15 protein-coding genes are annotated in these 18442 nt (G+C 71.2%); 11 read left to right on the forward strand and 4 right to left on the reverse strand.

Features of this window, described 5'->3' with window-relative positions:
• The first annotated feature begins 23 nt into the window (after positions 1–23).
• From OHA98_RS17385 to OHA98_RS17395, 3 genes are read left to right on the forward strand one after another with little or no spacing between them, the layout of a single operon-like run.
• Positions 24–1688 (forward strand): NAD(P)/FAD-dependent oxidoreductase, encoded by a 1665-nt coding sequence (locus OHA98_RS17385; protein ID WP_266927939.1) that lies wholly within the window; start codon positions 24–26, stop codon positions 1686–1688.
• Complete coding sequence (locus tag OHA98_RS17390) at positions 1685–2740, forward strand: NADP-dependent oxidoreductase (protein WP_266926806.1); 1056 nt, start codon at positions 1685–1687, stop codon at positions 2738–2740. The genes OHA98_RS17385 and OHA98_RS17390 overlap by 4 nt, the downstream gene beginning before the upstream one ends.
• Positions 2741–2776: 36 nt before the next feature.
• The gene (locus tag OHA98_RS17395) at positions 2777–3985 is read left to right on the forward strand and encodes a cytochrome P450 (protein ID WP_266926808.1); all 1209 of its coding nucleotides are present in this window, start codon (positions 2777–2779) and stop codon (positions 3983–3985) included.
• Positions 3986–4143: 158 nt separating this feature from the next.
• On the opposite strand, the gene OHA98_RS17400 is transcribed toward OHA98_RS17395, so the two are convergent.
• Positions 4144–5277, reverse strand: coding sequence for a Rieske 2Fe-2S domain-containing protein (locus tag OHA98_RS17400; protein ID WP_266926810.1), 1134 nt, complete (start codon positions 5275–5277; stop codon positions 4144–4146).
• A gap of 198 nt (positions 5278–5475) precedes the next feature.
• On the opposite strand from OHA98_RS17400, the gene OHA98_RS17405 reads away from it, so the two are divergent.
• The 3 genes from OHA98_RS17405 to OHA98_RS17415 all read left to right on the forward strand — a co-directional run bounded on the left by OHA98_RS17405 (position 5476) and on the right by OHA98_RS17415 (position 8860).
• Positions 5476–5895, forward strand: coding sequence for a helix-turn-helix domain-containing protein (locus OHA98_RS17405; protein WP_266926812.1), 420 nt, complete (start codon positions 5476–5478; stop codon positions 5893–5895).
• A 10-nt stretch (positions 5896–5905) separates the two neighbouring features.
• Entirely contained in the window at positions 5906–6322 is a 417-nt protein-coding gene (locus tag OHA98_RS17410; protein ID WP_266926814.1) for a VOC family protein, read from the forward strand.
• A 153-nt stretch (positions 6323–6475) separates the two neighbouring features.
• Positions 6476–8860: an excinuclease ABC subunit UvrA gene (locus OHA98_RS17415; RefSeq protein WP_266926816.1), complete on the forward strand. Its 2385-nt coding sequence runs from the start codon at positions 6476–6478 to the stop codon at positions 8858–8860.
• A gap of 106 nt (positions 8861–8966) precedes the next feature.
• Here the strand turns inward: OHA98_RS17415 and OHA98_RS17420 are convergent, their stop codons facing one another.
• Positions 8967–9278, reverse strand: a complete 312-nt coding sequence (locus OHA98_RS17420; protein ID WP_266926817.1) for an NIPSNAP family protein — start codon at positions 9276–9278, stop codon at positions 8967–8969.
• Positions 9279–9660: 382 nt separating this feature from the next.
• Here OHA98_RS17420 and OHA98_RS17425 point away from each other — a divergent pair, with 382 nt between their 5' ends.
• From OHA98_RS17425 to OHA98_RS17435, 3 genes are all read left to right on the forward strand, one after another.
• The gene (locus OHA98_RS17425) at positions 9661–10755 is read left to right on the forward strand and encodes a sensor histidine kinase (RefSeq protein WP_266926819.1); all 1095 of its coding nucleotides are present in this window, start codon (positions 9661–9663) and stop codon (positions 10753–10755) included.
• Positions 10743–11432: a response regulator gene (locus OHA98_RS17430; RefSeq protein WP_266926821.1), complete on the forward strand. Its 690-nt coding sequence runs from the start codon at positions 10743–10745 to the stop codon at positions 11430–11432. The genes OHA98_RS17425 and OHA98_RS17430 overlap by 13 nt, the downstream gene beginning before the upstream one ends.
• 216 nt (positions 11433–11648) lie before the next feature.
• Positions 11649–13346, forward strand: coding sequence for a helix-turn-helix transcriptional regulator (locus OHA98_RS17435; protein ID WP_266926823.1), 1698 nt, complete (start codon positions 11649–11651; stop codon positions 13344–13346).
• A gap of 40 nt (positions 13347–13386) precedes the next feature.
• Here the strand turns inward: OHA98_RS17435 and OHA98_RS17440 are convergent, their stop codons facing one another.
• Positions 13387–14544 (reverse strand): glycosyltransferase family 2 protein, encoded by a 1158-nt coding sequence (locus tag OHA98_RS17440; protein WP_323179571.1) that lies wholly within the window; start codon positions 14542–14544, stop codon positions 13387–13389.
• Positions 14545–14895: 351 nt separating this feature from the next.
• On the opposite strand from OHA98_RS17440, the gene OHA98_RS17445 reads away from it, so the two are divergent.
• Both OHA98_RS17445 and OHA98_RS17450 read left to right on the forward strand, forming a co-directional pair.
• Positions 14896–16467 carry a DUF6056 family protein gene (locus tag OHA98_RS17445; protein ID WP_266926825.1) on the forward strand — a complete coding sequence of 524 codons (1572 nt, stop codon included), beginning with the start codon at positions 14896–14898 and terminating at the stop codon, positions 16465–16467.
• Between the two features lie 256 nt (positions 16468–16723).
• Positions 16724–17671, forward strand: coding sequence for a DUF5829 family protein (locus tag OHA98_RS17450; RefSeq protein ID WP_266926827.1), 948 nt, complete (start codon positions 16724–16726; stop codon positions 17669–17671).
• A 137-nt stretch (positions 17672–17808) separates the two neighbouring features.
• On the opposite strand, the gene OHA98_RS17455 is transcribed toward OHA98_RS17450, so the two are convergent.
• Positions 17809–18441, reverse strand: coding sequence for an isochorismatase family protein (locus tag OHA98_RS17455; protein ID WP_266926829.1), 633 nt, complete (start codon positions 18439–18441; stop codon positions 17809–17811).
• Position 18442 lies beyond the last annotated feature (1 nt).

The following is an 18442-nucleotide window of genomic DNA, read 5'->3' on the forward strand; positions in this document are numbered from 1 at the left end:
GTTCGCCGCGCGGCAGAGAGACGATGATCATCATCGGGGCGGGGCTCGGTGGACTCTCCACCGGCTGCTACGCCCAGCTCAACGGCTACCGGACGCAGATCCTGGAGATGCACGAGATCCCCGGAGGGTGCTGTACCGCCTGGGAACGGGGGGACTTCACCCTGGACGCCTGCGTCAGCTGGCTGCTCGGCAGCGGCCCCGGCAACGAGATGCACCAGATCTGGCTGGAGCTCGGCGCGTTGCAGGGCAAGGAGGTACGCCATTTCGACGTGTTCAACATCGTGCGCGCACAGGACGGCCGGGCGGTGTACTTCTACTCCGACCCGGACCGGCTGGAGGCCCATCTGACCGAACTCTCACCCGCCGACGCGAAACAGATCAGACAGTTCTGCGGCCAACTGCGCGCCTTTCGCAAATGTCTCGCCGTCTACCCCTTCCTCAAGCCGGTCGGGCTGATGGGACGCATCGAACGCTGGCGCATGCTCGCCTCGTTCGTCCCGTACTTCAACGCCGTCCGCAAGTCCATCGGCGTGCTGATGTCCGACTATTCCGCGAGGTTCAAGGACCCGCTGCTGCGCCAGGCGTTCAACTTCGTCCTGTACGAGAAGCACCCGGCGTTTCCCGTTCTGCCGACCCACTTCCAGCTCGCCTCGCACGCCAATCTCTCCGCCGGCGTCCCCGAGGGCGGATCGCTCGGACTGTCGGAGTCGATCGAGCGGCGCTACCGGCGGCTCGGCGGGGAGGTGACGTACAACACCAAGGTCGAGGAGGTGCTCGTCGAGGGGGACCGGGCGGTGGGGGTCCGCCTCACCGACGGGCGCGAGCTGCGTGCCGACATCATCGTGTCGGCCTGCGACGGGTACACCACCATGATGAAGCTGCTGGGCGGCCGCTTCCTCAACGACGCCTACCGCCGGCTCTACACCAAGACCATTCATGAACCCGGCATGGTCTTCCCCGGCTACTTCACCCTGTTCCTCGGGCTCAAGCGGGCCTTCCCGGAGGGCGACCCGTGCACGACGTACCTGCTGGACGACGCCCAGGCGGCCGAGCTGACCGGCATCCGTCACCCGAGCATCAACGTCCAGTTCCGCAGCAGCCATTACCCGGAGCTCTCCCCCGAGAAGACGACCGTCATCTATGCCACGTACTTCTGCGACATCGCTCCCTGGCGCGCACTGGACGAAGGCCCGGAACAGATCACCCGTGCCCGCGGCGGCCAGGAACTCCACACGCTGCCCGTGCGCCACGGACGCGGCTACTACGCGGCCAAACGCCGGGCACGCGTCGCGCTCGTGAAGTTCCTGGAGGAGCGCTACCCCGGCATCGAGGAATCGATCGCCGTACGCGATGTGTCGAGCCCGCTCACCCAGGTCCGCTACACGGGCAACCACGACGGGACGGTCCTCGGCTGGCAGCCGTTCGTGGAGAGCGGGGAGACGCTGGAGGAACTCGTCAAGAAACACGGCCCCGGACTGCCCGGCCTGAAGAACTTCTACCAGTCCGGTGTCTGGGCGACGACGGGCGGCCTGATCCGGGCCGCGGCGGCCGGCCGGCACGTCGTGCAGTTCATCTGCCGTGACGACGACAGGAAATTCACCGCCTCCATCGACGAGACCGGGCCACTGCCGACCCATCTCGTCATTCCGGTCGGGAGGACCGTCGGCGTGGAAAGGGGAACGAAATGAAGATCAAGAAGTGGGTCGTCCGTGAGCACATCGAGGGTGTGCCCGACATCAACCGCGTCTACGAGAAGGTCGTCGAGGACATCGACGTGGACCTCGCGCCCGACGAGATGCTGCTGCGGACGCTGTACGTCTCGGTGGACCCCTATCTCCAGGGCATCGCCCTGGACACCCCGCTGGGCGAACTCATGGGAGCCGACTCGATCATGGAGGTGCTGGACGCCGGGCCGCGGGCCGCCCACCGGCCCGGCGACCTGGTGCAGGGCTTCGGAGGCTGGCGCACCCACCTGGTCAGCACGGGCGTCCCCGAGCTCTGGCAGACCGGTACGTTCCCGATGGTCTTCCCCGCCTACCGCCGCCTCGACCCCGCCTGGTACGACGACTCCCTGCCGCTGCTGACTGCGCTGAGCGCGATGGGCGGCCCCGGCATGACGGCCTGGGGCACCCTGAACAAATTCATGACGGTCCGCCCCGGCGACACCGTGGTGATCAGCGGCGCGTCCGGCTCCGTGGGCACACTCGCGGGCCAGCTCGCCGTGCTCGCCGGAGCGCGCGTGATCGGTACGACATCGAGCCCGCGGAAGGCCGACCGGCTGACCGCGCTCGGCTTCGACACGGTCATCGGATACCGGCACGGAGACAGCGCCGACAGTGTGCGCGAGGCGCTCCTGAGGGCGGCACCGGACGGTGTCGACCGATACCTCGACCATCTGGGCGGCGCCGTCACCGACGCCGTGTTCTCCATGCTGAACGTCGACAGCCAGGTGGCGGTCTGCTGGCAGTGGGCGACGCAGGTGGGCCGGGACGCGGTGGGACCCCGTCTCCTGCCGTACATCATGTTCCCGCGCACGACGATCCGCGGCATCTTCTCCCTGGAGTGGTTCACCGACGAGAACTGGCAGACGCTCCACGCCGAGCTGGGCGGCAGCATCCGCCGGGGCGAGGTCGTCTGCGACCACACCCTCCACCAGGGCTTCGACAACATTCCGGCCGCCTACGGGAGCCTCTACCACCACCGGTCGGCGAACCTGGGCAAGGTGCTGGTCGAGCTGTGACCCGTAGCGAAACGGACGACAACACCCGGAGGTACCGTGCCCGCCGCGGACAGCACCACCAACACCGGCTCCGATGAGCCGCTGCTCCCGCTCCACCGTCTGCACTTCGACGAGCCCGGGGCACCCCGGACCATCACGCTGCCCGACGGGTCCCCTGCCTGGCTGGTGAGCCGGTACGCCGATGTGCGGCACGTGCTCAGCGACTCCGGGTTCGGCCGTGCGGAGCTGTACGCTCCGGACGGCCCGGCCCTGGCGGACGGGCCCGGCCTGGTGAACAGCCCGGACCTGTTGTTCAACCATGACGGCCCGGAGCACCTGCGGCTGCGGCGCACCCTGCGCCGCGCGTTCACCCCGCGGGCCGTCGCCCGCTGGCGCCCCTGGATCGCGTCGATCGTGGACCAGCTCCTGGACGAACTGGAGGGCGGGCAGCCACCGGTGGACATCGTCGCCGAGTTCACCCTTCCGCTGCCGGTCGCGGTGATCAGCCGGCTCATGGGGCTCGACGACTCCGCCCGGAGCCGGCTGCGGCACTGGAGCGAGCACGCCTTCACCGACGGCTCCCACTCCGGCGACGAAGTGGACAGGGCACTGGCCGAGTTCACCGCGTTCGGCGCGGAACTGCTCGCCGAGCGGCGGCACAGCCCCGGGGACGACCTGGTCAGCAGTGTGGTCGTGGCCGCGGAGGAAGAGGGCGGGATCCCCGAGGCACAACTGGTCAGCCTGGTCTGCGGGCTGGTGGTGGGAGGCCACGACAGCACGATGACGATGCTCGGCAACTCGCTGCTCTACCTGCTCGGGGAACGGCCGGAGTCCTGGCCCCGCCTCGGCGCCGACGAGGAGACCGCGGGGGCGGCGGCCGACCGGCTGCTCCACCTGATTCCACTGGGCGACGACCGGGGGAGCGTACGCCGTGCGTCCGTCGCGGTCGATGTGGGCGGGGTGACCATTCCGGCCGGGGCGGTGGTCGTCGCCGACTGCGGGATGGCCAACCGGGACCCCGAGGTCTTTCCGCGGCGGGCGGACGAGGACGACCTGTTCACGCCTCTGGAAGCCCCGAGCCTGTCGTTCGGAGCCGGGCCCCACTACTGCCTGGGTGCCTGGCTGGCCCGGCTGGAGCTGCAACTGGCCCTCCACCGGCTGGCCGCCAGATTCCCCGGTCTGCGTCCGGCGGAGCCGGTGGCCGATGTCAGCTGGCGCCTGGGCACCACATCCCGCAGTCCGCTGCGGCTTCCGGTGACCTGGTAGGGCCCCGCCGGCCCGGCCGGGCTCCCGGCTGAGGCGGCATATGGGACAGACATCACGGCTGTACGCGTTCTCCCGGGCCCGCACGAGGGCCCGGGAGAACGGCGCGTCCCCTCCGCCTCACGGACTGTGGCCCGGGGCGCGCCGGGAACCCGCCCGGCTCACGGGGAATCCGGTCCCGACGAAGCGGCCGGGGAGCTCTCACGGCGTGTCGGCCCCGTCGATCCGTTCGCCGAAGCCTGTCCGGGCACTCCCTCCGCCTCTGCCACCGGCGGGTAGAACCGCCGGGCCCAGCGCCGGAACGGACCGATCGGCCCGTCACCGGGAGCCAGCCGGGGAGGCTGCTGATACCGCTTGTGATTCCAGATCGGGAAATCGGCCGCGGTGAACTCGCAGCTCGACCGGAAGACGGCCCGGTCCAGCAGCCGGGCGGCGGTGCGGCTCACCACCCGGGCGAGCGGGGCCGGCAGCCCGGCCGGTTCGCCGAAGGCGATGCGGTTGCGCTGACGGAACTGCATCCGGTTGGGTGCGATCGCCGTCGGCATGACCATGGTGCACATCCGCAGCCCGATCCGCGGTGTGTACACATCGGCGTGCAGACAGCCGAGCCCGTATCCGTCCACCTCCACCTCGACGACGAAGTCCCCCAGGACAGGCGCCGACTCATGGGCCCGCATGGACACATGGAAGGTGGCGTCGTCGTAGGCGACCGGGCCGCCGATCTCGGCCTTGGCCCAGCCGTGCAGGGTGGCGAAATGTCCGAGGTCCACGGAATTCTCGATGACCTCCTGGACATTGCCGGCCAGTTCCCAGGCTGCGTAGCGGGCGGGCCGGGTTCCCACCTCGTGCCAGGCCGGGACGAACCAGTCCGGCTGCCGGCCGTCGTGATGGCGCCAGACGAAGACGGCCCCGTTGACCTCGTGCACCGGCAGGTGCGCCAGCGGAGACCTCGGCGGCGCTGTGTCGTATCCCGTCCGGACACATGTGCCGTCGGGGCCGAACGCGAAGAAATGGAACGGACAGACAAGATCGTCACCGTCGACCTTCGCCAGACCGAGATGTGCGCCGAGATGCGGGCAGTAGGGACGGACGGCGCGCACCGCGCCGGTGCCGAGCCGGTAGAGCACCACGTCCTGTCCCGCCAGTGGCCGGGTGAGCACGACGCCCGGCCGCAGCTCCTCGGAGAAGGCCACGGCGGCCCAGCCGCTCGGATAGGGCAGGGCGAGCGCCCCCGCGGTATCGGCCGGTGTCGGACCCTCGCTGATGGCACGCCCGTAGTCGCGTGACAGTCCCACGAATTCCCCTCCCTGGTAGGTCGTCTGGAGCCTGCCCACACAGTGCCGAGACTTTCGCGACTCGCCATACATCACCCGATCGGGCAGGCCTGCGGCAGGCGTTGACGGTGCGCGCCGGTGCACCCGCCCCCATGAGGGCGTACGGCCGGGGACGGAGAGCCGCACCGGCGGCGCGCGCCGCTGTGGGATGCTGGGCGTGTGACGCTGGAGGACCTCGTCCGGCTGCGCCGGGCCCGTGACCGGATGGACCGCGAGTACGCGGAGCCACTCGACGTACCGGCGCTGGCGCGCACCGCCCTCATGTCCCCGGGGCATTTCTCCCGCAGCTTCCGCGCGGCCTTCGGGGAGACCCCGTACAGCTACCTGATGACGCGCAGGATCGAGCGGGCCAAGGCGCTGCTGCGACGGGGCGACCTTTCGGTGACGGAGGTCTGTTTCGCGGTCGGCTGTACCTCACTGGGGTCCTTCAGCTCGCGGTTCGCCGAGCTGGTCGGTGAGAGCCCGAGCGCGTACCGCGCCCGCCGCCACGACGAGGGCGCCGCCGTCCCGGCCTGCATCGCCAGGATCCACACGCGACCGGTCAGGAATGGAGAAGCGAAACCCGGCCCCCGCCCGTAGCGTGAAACGCATGGACATCACGCTTTCACAGTGCTTCATCGCCGTCGACGACCACGACAAGGCGCTCGCCTTCTACCGGGACGCTCTCGGCCTGGAGGTGCGCAACGACGTCGGATTCGAGGGGATGCGGTGGGTGACCGTCGGCGCGCCGTCGCAGCCCGACGTGGACATCGTCCTCGAACCGCCGCTCGCGAACCCGGACGCCTCGCCCGCCGACAAGGCGATCATGGCGGAACTCCTGGCCAAGGGCCTGCTGCGCGGCGTCATCTTCCGCACCGACGACTGCGACGCCACCTTCGAGCGCATCCGCGCCGCGGGCGGCGAGGTCCTCCAGGAGCCGATCGACCAGCCGTACGGGGTCCGCGACTGCGCCTTCCGCGATCCCTCCGGCAACATGCTGCGCTTCAGCCAGCCTCGCAAACACTGAGGTCCACAACCGCCGCTACGGTGGGCGGGCCACCGCCGCTCGGGCGGCGGTGGCGGGAACCGGACGGACAGCTCACAGCCGGCGGAGCGAGCCGGGTGACGCAGACGGAGACCGCGGCGACGGTCCCGCGCAACAGATGGAGATACGACAAGCATGGCCACGAGGACCGGCACGCAGGCGCCTGTGCCGCACGAGGCGGACCGCCACGATCTGATCCGCGTGCACGGCACGAGGGTGAACAACCTCAAGGACGTCAGCGTCGAGATCCCGAAGCGCCGGCTGACGGTGTTCACCGGGGTCTCCGGCTCCGGCAAGAGCTCGCTGGTGTTCGGCACGATCGCCGCCGAGTCGCAGCGGCTGATCAACGAGACCTACAGCGCCTTCGTCCAGGGCTTCATGCCGACACTGGCGCGGCCCGAGGTCGATGTCCTCGAAGGCCTGACGACAGCGATCATCGTCGACCAGCAACGCATGGGCGCCGACCCGCGCTCCACGGTCGGCACCGCCACCGACGCCAACGCGATGCTGCGCATCCTCTTCAGCCGGCTGGGGAAGCCGCACATCGGCCCGCCCGGCGCGTACGCCTTCAACGTTCCCTCCGTCCAGGCGAGCGGCGCCATCACCGTCGAGCGCGGTGCCAAGAAGGCGGTGAAGGCCACCTTCAGCCGCACCGGCGGCATGTGCACCCGCTGCGAAGGCCGCGGGACGGTCTCCGACATCGACCTCAGCCAGCTCTACGACGACTCCAAGTCCCTCGCCGAGGGCGCGTTCACCATCCCCGGCTGGAAGTCGGACAGCCAGTGGACCGTGGGCCTCTACGCCCAGTCGGGCTTCCTCGACCCGCACAAGCCGATCAGCAGGTTCACCAAGAAGGAAATGCGGGACTTCCTCTACGGTGAGCCGACCAAGGTGAAGGTCAACGGGATCAACCTCACCTACGAAGGGCTGATCCCCAAGATCCAGAAGTCGTTCCTGTCCAAGGACAAGGAAGCGATGCAGCCGCACATCCGGGCGTTCGTGGAGCGGGCGGTCACCTTCGCCACCTGTCCCGAATGCGACGGCACCCGCCTCAGCGAGGGCGCCCGGTCCTCCAGGATCGAGCGGATCAGCATCGCCGACGCCTGCGCGATGCAGATCAGCGACCTGGCCGCCTGGGTGCGCGGTCTCGACGAGCCGTCGGTGGCGCCGCTGCTCGCCGCGCTGGGGCAGACCCTGGACTCGTTCGTGGAGATCGGCCTCGGCTATCTCGCGCTCGACCGGCCGGCGGGCACCCTGTCGGGCGGCGAGGCGCAGCGCGTCAAGATGATCCGGCATCTCGGCTCCTCGCTCACCGACACCACGTACGTCTTCGACGAGCCGACCATCGGCCTGCACCCCCATGACATCCAGCGGATGAACGACCTGCTGCTGCGGCTGCGGGACAAGGGCAACACCGTGCTCGTCGTGGAGCACAAGCCGGAGACGATCGCCATCGCCGACCACATCGTCGACCTCGGCCCCGGCGCCGGATCGGCGGGCGGCACCGTCTGTTTCGAGGGCACCGTCGAGGGGCTGCGGTCCGCCGGCACCGTCACCGGCCGCCATTTCGACGACCGGTCCTCGCTGAAGGAGACCCTGCGCAAGCCCACAGGCGCGCTGGAGATCCGCGGCGCGACGGCGAACAATCTCCGCGGCGTCGACGTCGACATCCCGCTCGGGGTGCTCGCCGTCGTCACGGGTGTGGCGGGCTCCGGGAAGAGCTCGCTCGTCCACGGGTCGATCCCCGCCGACGAGGGCGTGGTGTTCATCGACCAGGCGCCGATCAAGGGTTCGCGGCGCAGCAACCCGGCGACCTACACCGGACTGCTCGACCCGATCCGCAAGGCGTTCGCGAAGGCCAATGGCGTGAAGCCCGCGCTGTTCAGCGCCAACTCCGAGGGAGCCTGCCCCACCTGCAACGGCGCCGGTGTCGTCTTCACCGACCTGGGGATGATGGCCAGTGTCTCCAGCACGTGCGAGGAGTGCGAGGGGAAGCGGTTCCAGGCGTCCGTGCTGGACTATCACCTGGGCGGCCGTGACATCAGCGAGGTGCTCGCGATGTCGGTGACCGAGGCCGAGGAGTTCTTCGGATCCGGCGAGGCGGGCACACCGGCCGCGCACCGTGTCCTCGTCCGGCTCGCCGACGTCGGGCTCGGCTACCTCAGCCTCGGCCAGCCGCTCACCACGCTGTCCGGCGGCGAGCGGCAGCGGCTCAAGCTGGCGACCCACATGGGGGAGAAGGGCGGGGCGTACGTCCTGGACGAGCCGACGACCGGCCTCCACCTCGCCGACGTGGAGCAGCTGCTCGGCCTGCTGGACCGGCTCGTCGACTCGGGGAAGTCGGTCATCGTCATCGAGCACCATCAGGCGGTCATGGCGCACGCGGACTGGATCATCGACCTCGGTCCGGGCGCCGGTCACGACGGTGGTCTGGTCGTCTTCGAGGGAACCCCCGCCGACCTCGTCGCCGGCCGTTCCACGCTCACGGGCGAGCACCTCGCGGCGTACGTCGGCGGCTGATCCGGGGTACCGGTGGCCCCGGCGGGGCCGGATCGCGAGGGGCGCCGGTCCCCCCCCCGGGCACCGGCGCACCCGCCGGGCGTGGTGGCGGGACATCCGCCCCAGCTCACTCCCCGGTCGCCAGCGGCCTGAGGAACCGGCGTTCGTACCGCCTGATGCAGGCACTGGTACGGGCGAGTTCGAAGGCCTCCTGGCACTCCGGGTCGCTCGCGCTGGCGATGCGGTACTTCTCGTACTCGGCGAGACTGCCGAAGGAGAAGAGGGCGTACGCGATGTCGCTGTCGCCCTCGCTCGGCAGGAAGTAGCCGTGGTGCGTGCCGCCGAAACGATCGACGAGCCTCACCCACCGCCTGCCGTACTCCTCGAAGTCCGCCAGTTTGTACGGGTCGATCTCGTATGTGAGGTGGACAGTGATCATGATCTGGCGCTCTCCCGGATGGAATGAGGGGGCGGGCGGGATGCCGTCCGGCACCGGCCCGGCGGGGTGATCGTCGGGACCCGATCATCTCAGTCCGCAGCGTCGGCGTCGGACGTCCGTTCGTCCGTGCCCGCCGGAAAGCCTGCCGCGCACTTCTCTCCCCATGCGGACGCTGGGGCAAAATACGTGCTGGCAGTGACACTTGTGGACACTGTGGACCCCGGCCCCGATCCAGCGGGACGGTGCCGGGCCCCGCGGTGCCACCGGTCCGGGGAGGCATGACGTGTCGGCAACACCCCTACCGAGACGATCTTTACGAGGCTCACGGGCCCCGCGGGTGGCACCGGGGGCGTGGTCGGGGCTCCAGCGTGCCCAGTCCTTCATGATTCTGGCCACCCTGCTCTACCGGGCGAGCCATCTGACGGTCGGTCTTCTCGCGCTCGCCCGCAGTCGGCCGGGCCACCCCATGCAGTACGCGGGACTCGCCGCGGCGCTGGGGCTGAGCGTGCTGGTCTACGGCACAGCGCTGCGGCGCGGCTGGTTCGACCGGTGGCACGTCCGGGCGGACGTGCTGGTCAGCGGGTGCGCGCTGCCGTTCGCCCTCTGGGCGTGGGGCGGTGTCCAGGATCCCGCCTCGATGGGATGGGCGATGCTGCTCGGCGGTTCGGCGAGTGCCGCGGCTGCCGTCGCCCTCGAACGGTTCCAGGTCCCCGCCGCCATCGTGCTTCTCGTGCTGACCCATCTGATCGGCTACCGGCTGGTGGGCGCCGGCCCCGCGGTCCTCGCCGGACACGTCAACTCGCTGTTGTTCTCCGCCGCGATGGCGTGGGTCTTCTGGTGGTACCTGCGCCGTCAGGGACGTCTCCTCGACGAGGCCAACGCCCGCGCGCTGGCGGCCGAGGCGCACAAGGCGCGCTATGCCGAGCGGCTGGAGCACCACCGGGCGCTGCACGACACCGTCCTCGCCACGCTGACCACCCTCGCGGCCGGCGGTCTCGACGCCAACGCCCCGCAGGTGCGGGAGCGTTGCGGCCGGGAGGCGGCGTATCTGCGCCGGCTGATCCAGCAGACCGCCGACGAGGTCCACCACCGGGAGATCGGTGCCGCGCTGGAGGAGGCGATCGGCTCCGTGGAGAGTCTGCAACTGCGGGTCACCGCGCGGTACCACGACCTGCCGCAGGTGCCGCCCGAGGTCGCCGCCGCGTTCGCGGACGCCGCGCGGGAGGCCCTCAACAACGTTCGCCGGCACGCGGGTACCGGACACGCGTATCTCACCGCTGCCGGGGAGTCCCAGGGCGGAGGGGGCGCCGTCGTCACCGTGGTCGACCGAGGGCCGGGGTTCGACCCCGAGCGGTATGTGCCCGGTCTCGGGCTGCGCGGCTCGGTCCACCGCCGGATGGCGGAGGTGGGCGGCCGCGCCACCGTGGACACCGCCCCCGGCGAAGGGGTACGGGTGGAGCTGCGATGGCCCGGGTGATCACCGTCGCGGTGGTCGACGACGACAGGATGCTCCTCGACGGCATGCGGGCCTGGCTGGACGGGGTGCCGGAGCTGCGGCTGGTGGCGACCGTGGCCACCGCCGGGGAACTGCTCGGCGAGCCGGACGCGGCGCCCGTCCGCGGCTCCGCCGTCCCGGTGCGCCCCGGGACGGGGTACGTCCCTCCCGACGTGGTTCTCCTCGACCTCCTGCTGAGGGACGGCTCCACCTCCGCCGACAACATCCGGCGGCTGCGGCGCGGCGGAAGCAGGGTCCTGGTGATCAGCACCGTCCCGGACCACGCGCGCGTCATCGAGTCGCTCCGGGCCGGCGCCGACGGTTATCTGACCAAGGACAACGATCTGCCGACGCTGGTCGCGGCGGTCAAGGACATCGCCGCGGGCCTGGGCGCCCATTCACCGGAGCTCGCCTTCGCCTGCGCGCACGACAACAGCCCCGCCCGCCCCCGGCTCTCGCCCCGGGAGCGGCAGATCCTGCTCGACTACGCGTCCGGGATGACCCTCAAGTCGGCCGCCAGGCGGGCGGGCATCACGGTCCACACCGCCAAGGACTACCTGGACCGGGTCAAGTCCAAGTACCAGCGGGCGGGCCGTCCCACGTACACGAAGATCGATCTGGCCCGGAGGGTGCACGAGGACCGGCTCGACGGGGACTGATCACCGCGCAAGCCCCCCAAAAGGACGGCTGCCGGGGACGGTCACCGCCTTCGTACGATCGTCCCCGGCGGCGCCGAGGCGGCCCCGCCGGGGAGGTGGGACCGGTGTCTGACTCATGGCCGGCGTCGGCGGACGAGGAGCCTTGCCCGCCACCGCGGTGGGTGCCCGGCACGGGCGGGACCTGTCCGGAACCCTCCCCGATCCCCACCTGCTGATGTGAACGGGATCGACGACACGGGCCGGGACGGCGTCGTGGCGGACCCGCGGACCGAGGCACACCGGCTGGTCGCCCCCGAACCGTGCGCCACGGAGCTGGCGCATCTGCTCGACGCGATCGCCCGCGCGGCACGGCCCGACCGGATACCCGCGCCGGCCGCCCGTCCGGAGACCCCGGCCGAGGCCGGTGCGGCCGCTCCGCACCGGGCCGGGCTCCACGCCCGGCTGGCGGACATCGCCCTGCCGGCGGGCAGGCCCGCGGAAGCCCTCCGGCACCTGGACATCGCCCGCCGGCTGCTCGGAGAGTGCCCTGCCGACGCCGTGGCCGCCGTCGTGGATGTCACCGCGGCGCAGGTCGAGCTGAGCCGGCTGTCGCCCGAACGGCTGCGCACGGCAGCCGAGTTGGCCCAGCAGGCAGCGGACGCCGCCCGGCGCGCGGACCTGCCGGCGGTGGCCTGCAGAGCCCTGCTGATTCTGGGACAGCTGGCCCGGGACCAGGACGAGCAGACCGCGACGACGTACTTCCTGCGCGCATGCGCGATCGCCCGCGCGCGCCGGCTCCCCGCGCTCCGGGTGTACGCGGAGGTCCATCTGGCCCGGCTCGCGGCGCGGCGCGACGGCCGCCCCGCCCGGGTCGAACAGGCCCGGCAGGAGTGCCTGCGGGCTGGCCTGCTGCCGCTGGCGCACGAGACGGGCTTCGTGCTGGCCCTGGACCAGATCCGGCGCTGCGAGTTCGAGGCCGCCGGGGACCGGATCCGCGAGGGGGCGGCCGAAGCGTCACGCCTGCGCCTGGGCCGGGCCCTGTCCCTGCTGCGGCTCGCCGAGGCGGTACGCCACGCCCACCGCGGGCGGCGCGCGGAGATGCAGGAGGCGCTGGAGCGGCTGGCCCCGCTCATCGACGCGGCGCCGGGCGTACGGCCCATGGCGTACGGGCTGGCGCGGGCGTTCTGCTCGCTGCTGGAGGAGAAGCACGACGACGCGGAACAGGAGTTCGCGCGGGCGCTCGCCTACGACGCGGAGAACCCGGCGACCGCGGACTTCGGCAGGCACGGCATCGTCCTGCTGCTCGGCGTGCTGGCCGGGCGCATGGGGCGGCGGCACTACGCCGGGATCACGGCGGCGAGCGTCGGCGAAACCCGCTGGAACCGTCAGTTCACCGGCCTGGCGCACGCCGTGCTGCTGGGCCGTGAGGGCCGCTCCGGCGAGGCGACGGCCGCCGCGGGCGCGGCACTGGAGGCGGCCGCGCTCTACCCGATGGCCCGCCATCTGTGCCTGCGGCTGGTCGCGCGCTCGGCGTACGAGGACGGCTGGGGCACACCGGTCGACTGGCTGCGCGAGGCGGAGGAGTACTTCCACGGAGCGTGTCTCCGGGAGGCGGCCGGCGCCTGCCGGGCGCTGCTGCGCGGGATGGGCGCGCCGGTCCGGCAGAGACGGAACGGTACCGAACAGGTGCCGCCGCACCTCCGCAGGTTCGGCATCACGGTGCGCGAGTTCGATGTCGCCCGGCTGCTCGCCGAACGGATCGCCAACAAAGAAATCGCCGGCCGGCTGCACATCTCGCCGCGCACGGTCGAGAAGCATGTGGCGAGCGTTCTCCAGAAGACCGGCCTGCCCAACAGAGCGGCGTTCGCCTCCGTCGCCCGCGACCTGGTCGACGGCTCCGGTCCCCTGGTGCCGAACATCGCTTCGGCGGTCTGACCCGGCGGCCCGCCCGGCGAGTGCGGTGGCCCCGGGCCGTTCAGTGCTGCGGGGGAACCGCCGGGGAGGGGGGCCGGTGCCCATCGTGCTCCGGCGGCTCGGCGCCTGCCGGTGCGGCCCCCCGGCCGTCACCGGCCCGCCGGCCGGTCTCCGCGGCTCCGGCGCCGGAGCCGACGGCCCCGGCCGAGACCGTGGCGGGCGCTGCCCGGTCCACCGCCGGTAGTGTCGTGCGCCCGTCGCGGATCCCGACGGGCCCGTTTTCCCGGCCCCTGCCGCTTTCCGTCTCGCGGACCACGTACGGCGGCCGGCGCTTCGTCTCGTAATAGATGCGCCCCACGTATTCACCGATGATCCCCAGCGTGGCGAGCTGAATTCCGCCGAGCGCCACGACGACCACCAGCATGGTGGCGAATCCCGGTACCCGCACCCCGTGCAGGGCGATGTCCGCGATGATCCACAGCGCGTACGCGCACGCGGCGACCGACAGCGCGAGCCCGGCATGGATGGCCAGGCGCAGCGGTCGGCTGTTGAAGGAGATGAGGCCGTCGATTCCGTAGTTGAGGAGCCGCCTGCCACCCCACTTCGAGCTTCCCGCGGCGCGGCGGACATTGGGGTAGGTGAAACTGACGGTGTCGAAGCCGATCCAGGAGAAGATCCCCTTGGAGAACCGGTTGGCCTCCGGCAGGGCGAGGACCGCGTCCACGGCGGGACGCGAAAGGAGTCTGAAGTCTCCCTCGCCATCGGTCAGTTCGACATCCATGCAGCGCCCCATGGTCCGGTAGTAGGCCGAACTGAGCACACTGCGCAAGGCGCCGTCGCCCGCGCGGTCCCGGCGGGCGACGACCTGGTCGTAGCCGTGCCGCCGCAGTTCGAGCATGCGGGGCACGAGTCCCGGCGGATGCTGGAGATCCGCGTCCATGAGAACCACGGAGTCACCCCGCGACATGCGCAGCCCCGCGAGCATCGCCGCCTCCTTGCCGAAGTTCCGGCTGAAGGATGTGTAGCGGACCCGCCGATCCGCCGTGGCGAGCGTGCGCAGCTGCTGCCTGGTCCGGTCGCGGCTGCCGTCGTCGACGTAACAGACCTCGAAGGTTCTCCGGGTCGATTCGAGGACCGAAATCAGTGCGTGGTGAAAGGGGTTGAGCACCTCATCCTCGTTGAAACACGGAACGACGATCGAGACCTGGCATTCGTTCATTGAGTTCCCCGGCAGGTGTGGTTACGGAATCTCAGGGCGTGGCACGCGCTCTCCAGGCACGCCTCGGCCGGAATCTGTGTCGAGTGAATTTTGCAGTCCGGCGTGAGGGACGCGCGTCATATGGCCGTGCGGGCCTTCGCGGTGGCACCGAATGGGCGAAGCCGGGAGCCATTTCCCCGAACCCTCCCGCGGATCGCGCATCCGGCCCCTCATGGGCCGCAAGCTGTACTCCCGCACGGAGGAAGCCGCTCTCCCCACGGGACAGCTCCGAGCTGCCGCCACCGCCCTGCGCGGGCCGTGGGCCGTGGGCCGTGCGCACCGTGCGCATTCGACGTGGAAGGGAGACCAGTCGTGGAACGCGTGTCGGAGAGGACCGTTCGCGAGCGGCGCGTCAGCGGCACCCAGGACGCGGCCACACCGGAGAGACAGGACGCGGCCACACCGGCCAAGGGCGTCCGGGACGGCGGAACTCCAGCAGGAGACTTCCGGGCGGGGAGCGCTCTGGGCCCGGCGGCGGTGCGACGGTGGACGCCGTTGTGGGTGAAGGCGCTCGCACTTCTGCCGGTCTGCCTGCTTGCCGCGGCCGCCCGGTCCGGCCGCTGGGTCCGCCCCAGCGGCGACGACTGGTGTTTTCTGCCGCTGGTCCAGGACGGCGGACTGTCCGCGATCGCGCACAGGTTCTGGTTCCTGGACAACGGGCGGGTCGTGAACGCCGTGCTGGTGTGGGCCTACGCGCGGTTCGGTGTCACGGGCCACCAGTGGTTCGGGCTGATCAGCGGGCTGCTGGTCCTCGGGCTTCTCTGGGCGTTCACCGCCACGGTCCTGCGCAGGGCGGCGGCGGGCCTCCCGCGGGGAGTCCCGTTCCTGGTGGCCGCCATGGTGGCGGCGTTGTTCCTCTTCGGGACCGCCAACACGTACAAGACGTTCTACTGGCCGGCCGCGTCCGTCTCGCACACCCTGCCGCCGGTGTTCGCCTGCGCCGCGGCCATTCCCGCACTGCGGGCCACCTCACGGCGGGGCCGGGGCTTCGCCCTGCTCACCGTCTTCGCCGCCGGACTGTCCCTGGGCACACTGTCGGAGGAGACCTGCGTCGTCGCGGTGGCCGTCCTGGGCGGCCTGCTGCTGATCAGCGGGCGGGCCGTTCCGCGCGTGCGACGGCGCTTCGTGCGGACGTGGTGCTCGGCGGGGATCGCGGGCATGCTGATCGCGGGACTGCTCCTCTTCACGTCCCCGGGGGCGCGGCACCGCCGCGAGGTCCACGGCGCCGATTCGATGCTCGCCCCGGAGTCGCTCCTCGCCTCCCTGGACGGCTTCGGCCGGATCGCCGTCACCTGTCTCACGGCGTGGCAGTATCTGGGCGCGGTGGCCGTCGGCCTCGTGCTGGGGCTGCTGGCCCGGTTCCCGTACGGCCGGCCGTTCCCCATGAGGAGCGAGCTGCTGTGCGCCGGTGCCTGCTTCTGCGCCCTCGTCGTCTCCGGCTATCTGTGCACGGTCATCACGTATCCCGCCTTCGGGGCGAGCGTCGCGACCTCGAACCGTCTGTGGAACGACTACCTGCTGCTCTACATCCTGCTTCTCGTCCATGCGGGCACACTCCTCGCCCGGGGATGGCGACACCTCGTGCGCCGCGCCGGGGCGCCGCTGGCGGCAGGCGCGACGGTGTACGCCGTGGTCTGCCTCTCGTTGCTCGCGTCGCTCGGGACCCTCGACTCCGAGATGTCCGCACGGGCGCGGAAATGGGACGACCAGGACACCTGGCTCCGCAGCCGCTCGGCGGCCGGCGAGCAGGTCCTGCCCTACCGGCGGACGCCCATCAGCAGGATGACCGAGCCGTTCAGCCGCAACATGGTCTGGCCCGCCTCCTGCGTCGCCGACTACTACGGCCTGGAACGCGTCACCCCGGCCGGACAGCGGGGCCGGTGACCCGGTGGCGGGCCGGAGGGAGACGGCCGCCCCGGTCCGGGTGCGCGCAAAATACCCGTCGATCGCTCCGTACCCGGCCTACGGGCTGTCCCGTAATCCCTGGCGGGCGCACGACGACAGCTACGGCACCTCGCCGCGTTGTCGGAACGCCCGCATACATCCAGTATGCGGGCGTCCCTCCGCCTCGCGATGCACCGCAGCTGACGCCGCGCGCTGATCCACCAGGGATTACGGGACAGCCCTTACGATGCCTCGCATGCTGCTTCGCCAGATGTTACGGATACCCCTCGTCCTCGCCATGACCTTCGCACTGGCCATCGCGGGCGTGGCAGGCGGTGGCGGGACCGCACAGGCCGACGGGACGCCCCCGCCCGCACCACGGCAACTTCTCTTCTTCAACCACGCCTACGGGGTGCTGGACCGGGAGACCGCCGACGCCATCGAACACTCCGGCTATCTCCGTGACTTCGCCGAGTTCCAGGTCCGCACGACGACCGGAGCGGACGGAGCCACCTGGACCGGCCGCTATCTGATGGGCCGCGAGACCTACCTCGAACTGTTCGGGGTGGGCGACCTGCCCGGCCAGGACGGCACCCACGGCTCCACCGGAATGGGGATCTCGGCCGAGCGCGCCGGGGATCTGAAGACGGTGGTCCAACGGCTGCGCGACCAGGGGACGGCCGATCCCGTCGAGTTCCGTCAGACACGTGACTTCGGCGACGGGGTCCCGGTGCCCTGGTTCGACGCCGTCTTCACCACCACCCAGTACGACGCCTTCGGGGCCTGGGGGATGGAATACCTGGCGGAGTACTTCGCCGACCCGCGCGGCAACACCGAGCCGGCCGCGTATCCCGGTGACGTCGGCCGGGAGCGCTATCTGTCCGACGGCTACCGCAGCCATGTGATGCGTGATGTGACATCCGTGCGCCTCGCGGTCACGGAAGGGGACCTGGCCGACACGGTGCCGCTGCTGCGGGCGGGCGGGTTCGACGTCCGGACGGCGCAGGACGGTGGTGTTCTCGCGCAAGGCGGTGGCACCGCCCTCCGGCTCGACCCCGTCCCGCGCGAGCAGGCCGGTCTGCGGCAGATCGAGATGTCGCTCAACCGGCCCGTGGAGGACCGGCACGAGGAGCGGATCGGCCGGTCCACCCTCGTCGTCGGTCCGGGCAGCCGGGCCGTGTGGACCTTCGGCGACGGGACATAGGAATGCCGTGCGCCCCCGACCCGGTCGGGGACTGATCCCTCCCCCCGCCGCACCGCCGTGCGGCCGGTGAACGCCACGGCGTCCACCGGCCGCACGGCGGAGTCAGGAACGGGAACCGCGCGTCGGCGCCCTAGTGATCAGCTGTCCCCGAGGACGGTGCCGGTGGTGGTGACCATCGCGCATCTGCCGGCCGCCCAGCGCAGCGCCATCGCGTGGTCGTCGGCCGAGAAGTCGGCCACGGCGTCGGCGACGACGAAGGCCTGGATGTCCTGCATCCAGGCGTCGCAGGCGGTCATCAGCACACCGATGTGCGCGTAGATCCCGGTGATCACCAGCTGGTCGCGGCCCTGTTCGCGCAGCCGCTCCAGCAGGTCCGTACGGACGAAACCGCTGTACTTCCACTTGGTGAGCACGGTGTCCGAGCCGCCGGGAGCCACCTCGTCGGCGATCGCGGCCAGATGCGCGTCGGCGGGCAGCCCGGGGCCCCAGAAGTCCTGCTGGAGTCCGCGCTCGGCGGGCGACTGGTCGCTGGGCTGGGCCGTGTAGACGACCGGGATGCCGAGCTCCTCGGCCCGCTTCTTCAACAGGGCGACATGGGAGAGGAGTTCGGTGACGGGGGAGGCCGTGCGGTCGAACGCGCCCAGGAAGTAGTTCTGCAGATCGTGTACGAGCAGTACGGCGCGCGCCGGGTCGACGCTCCACGCGACCCGATTGGCCGGCAGGTCGGCTGCGGTCGGCATCGGATAGGGGGAAATGGCGGGCAGGGGCATG

This window comes from Streptomyces sp. NBC_00654 (assembly GCF_026341775.1).
Classification (GTDB): Bacteria; Actinomycetota; Actinomycetes; order Streptomycetales; family Streptomycetaceae; genus Streptomyces.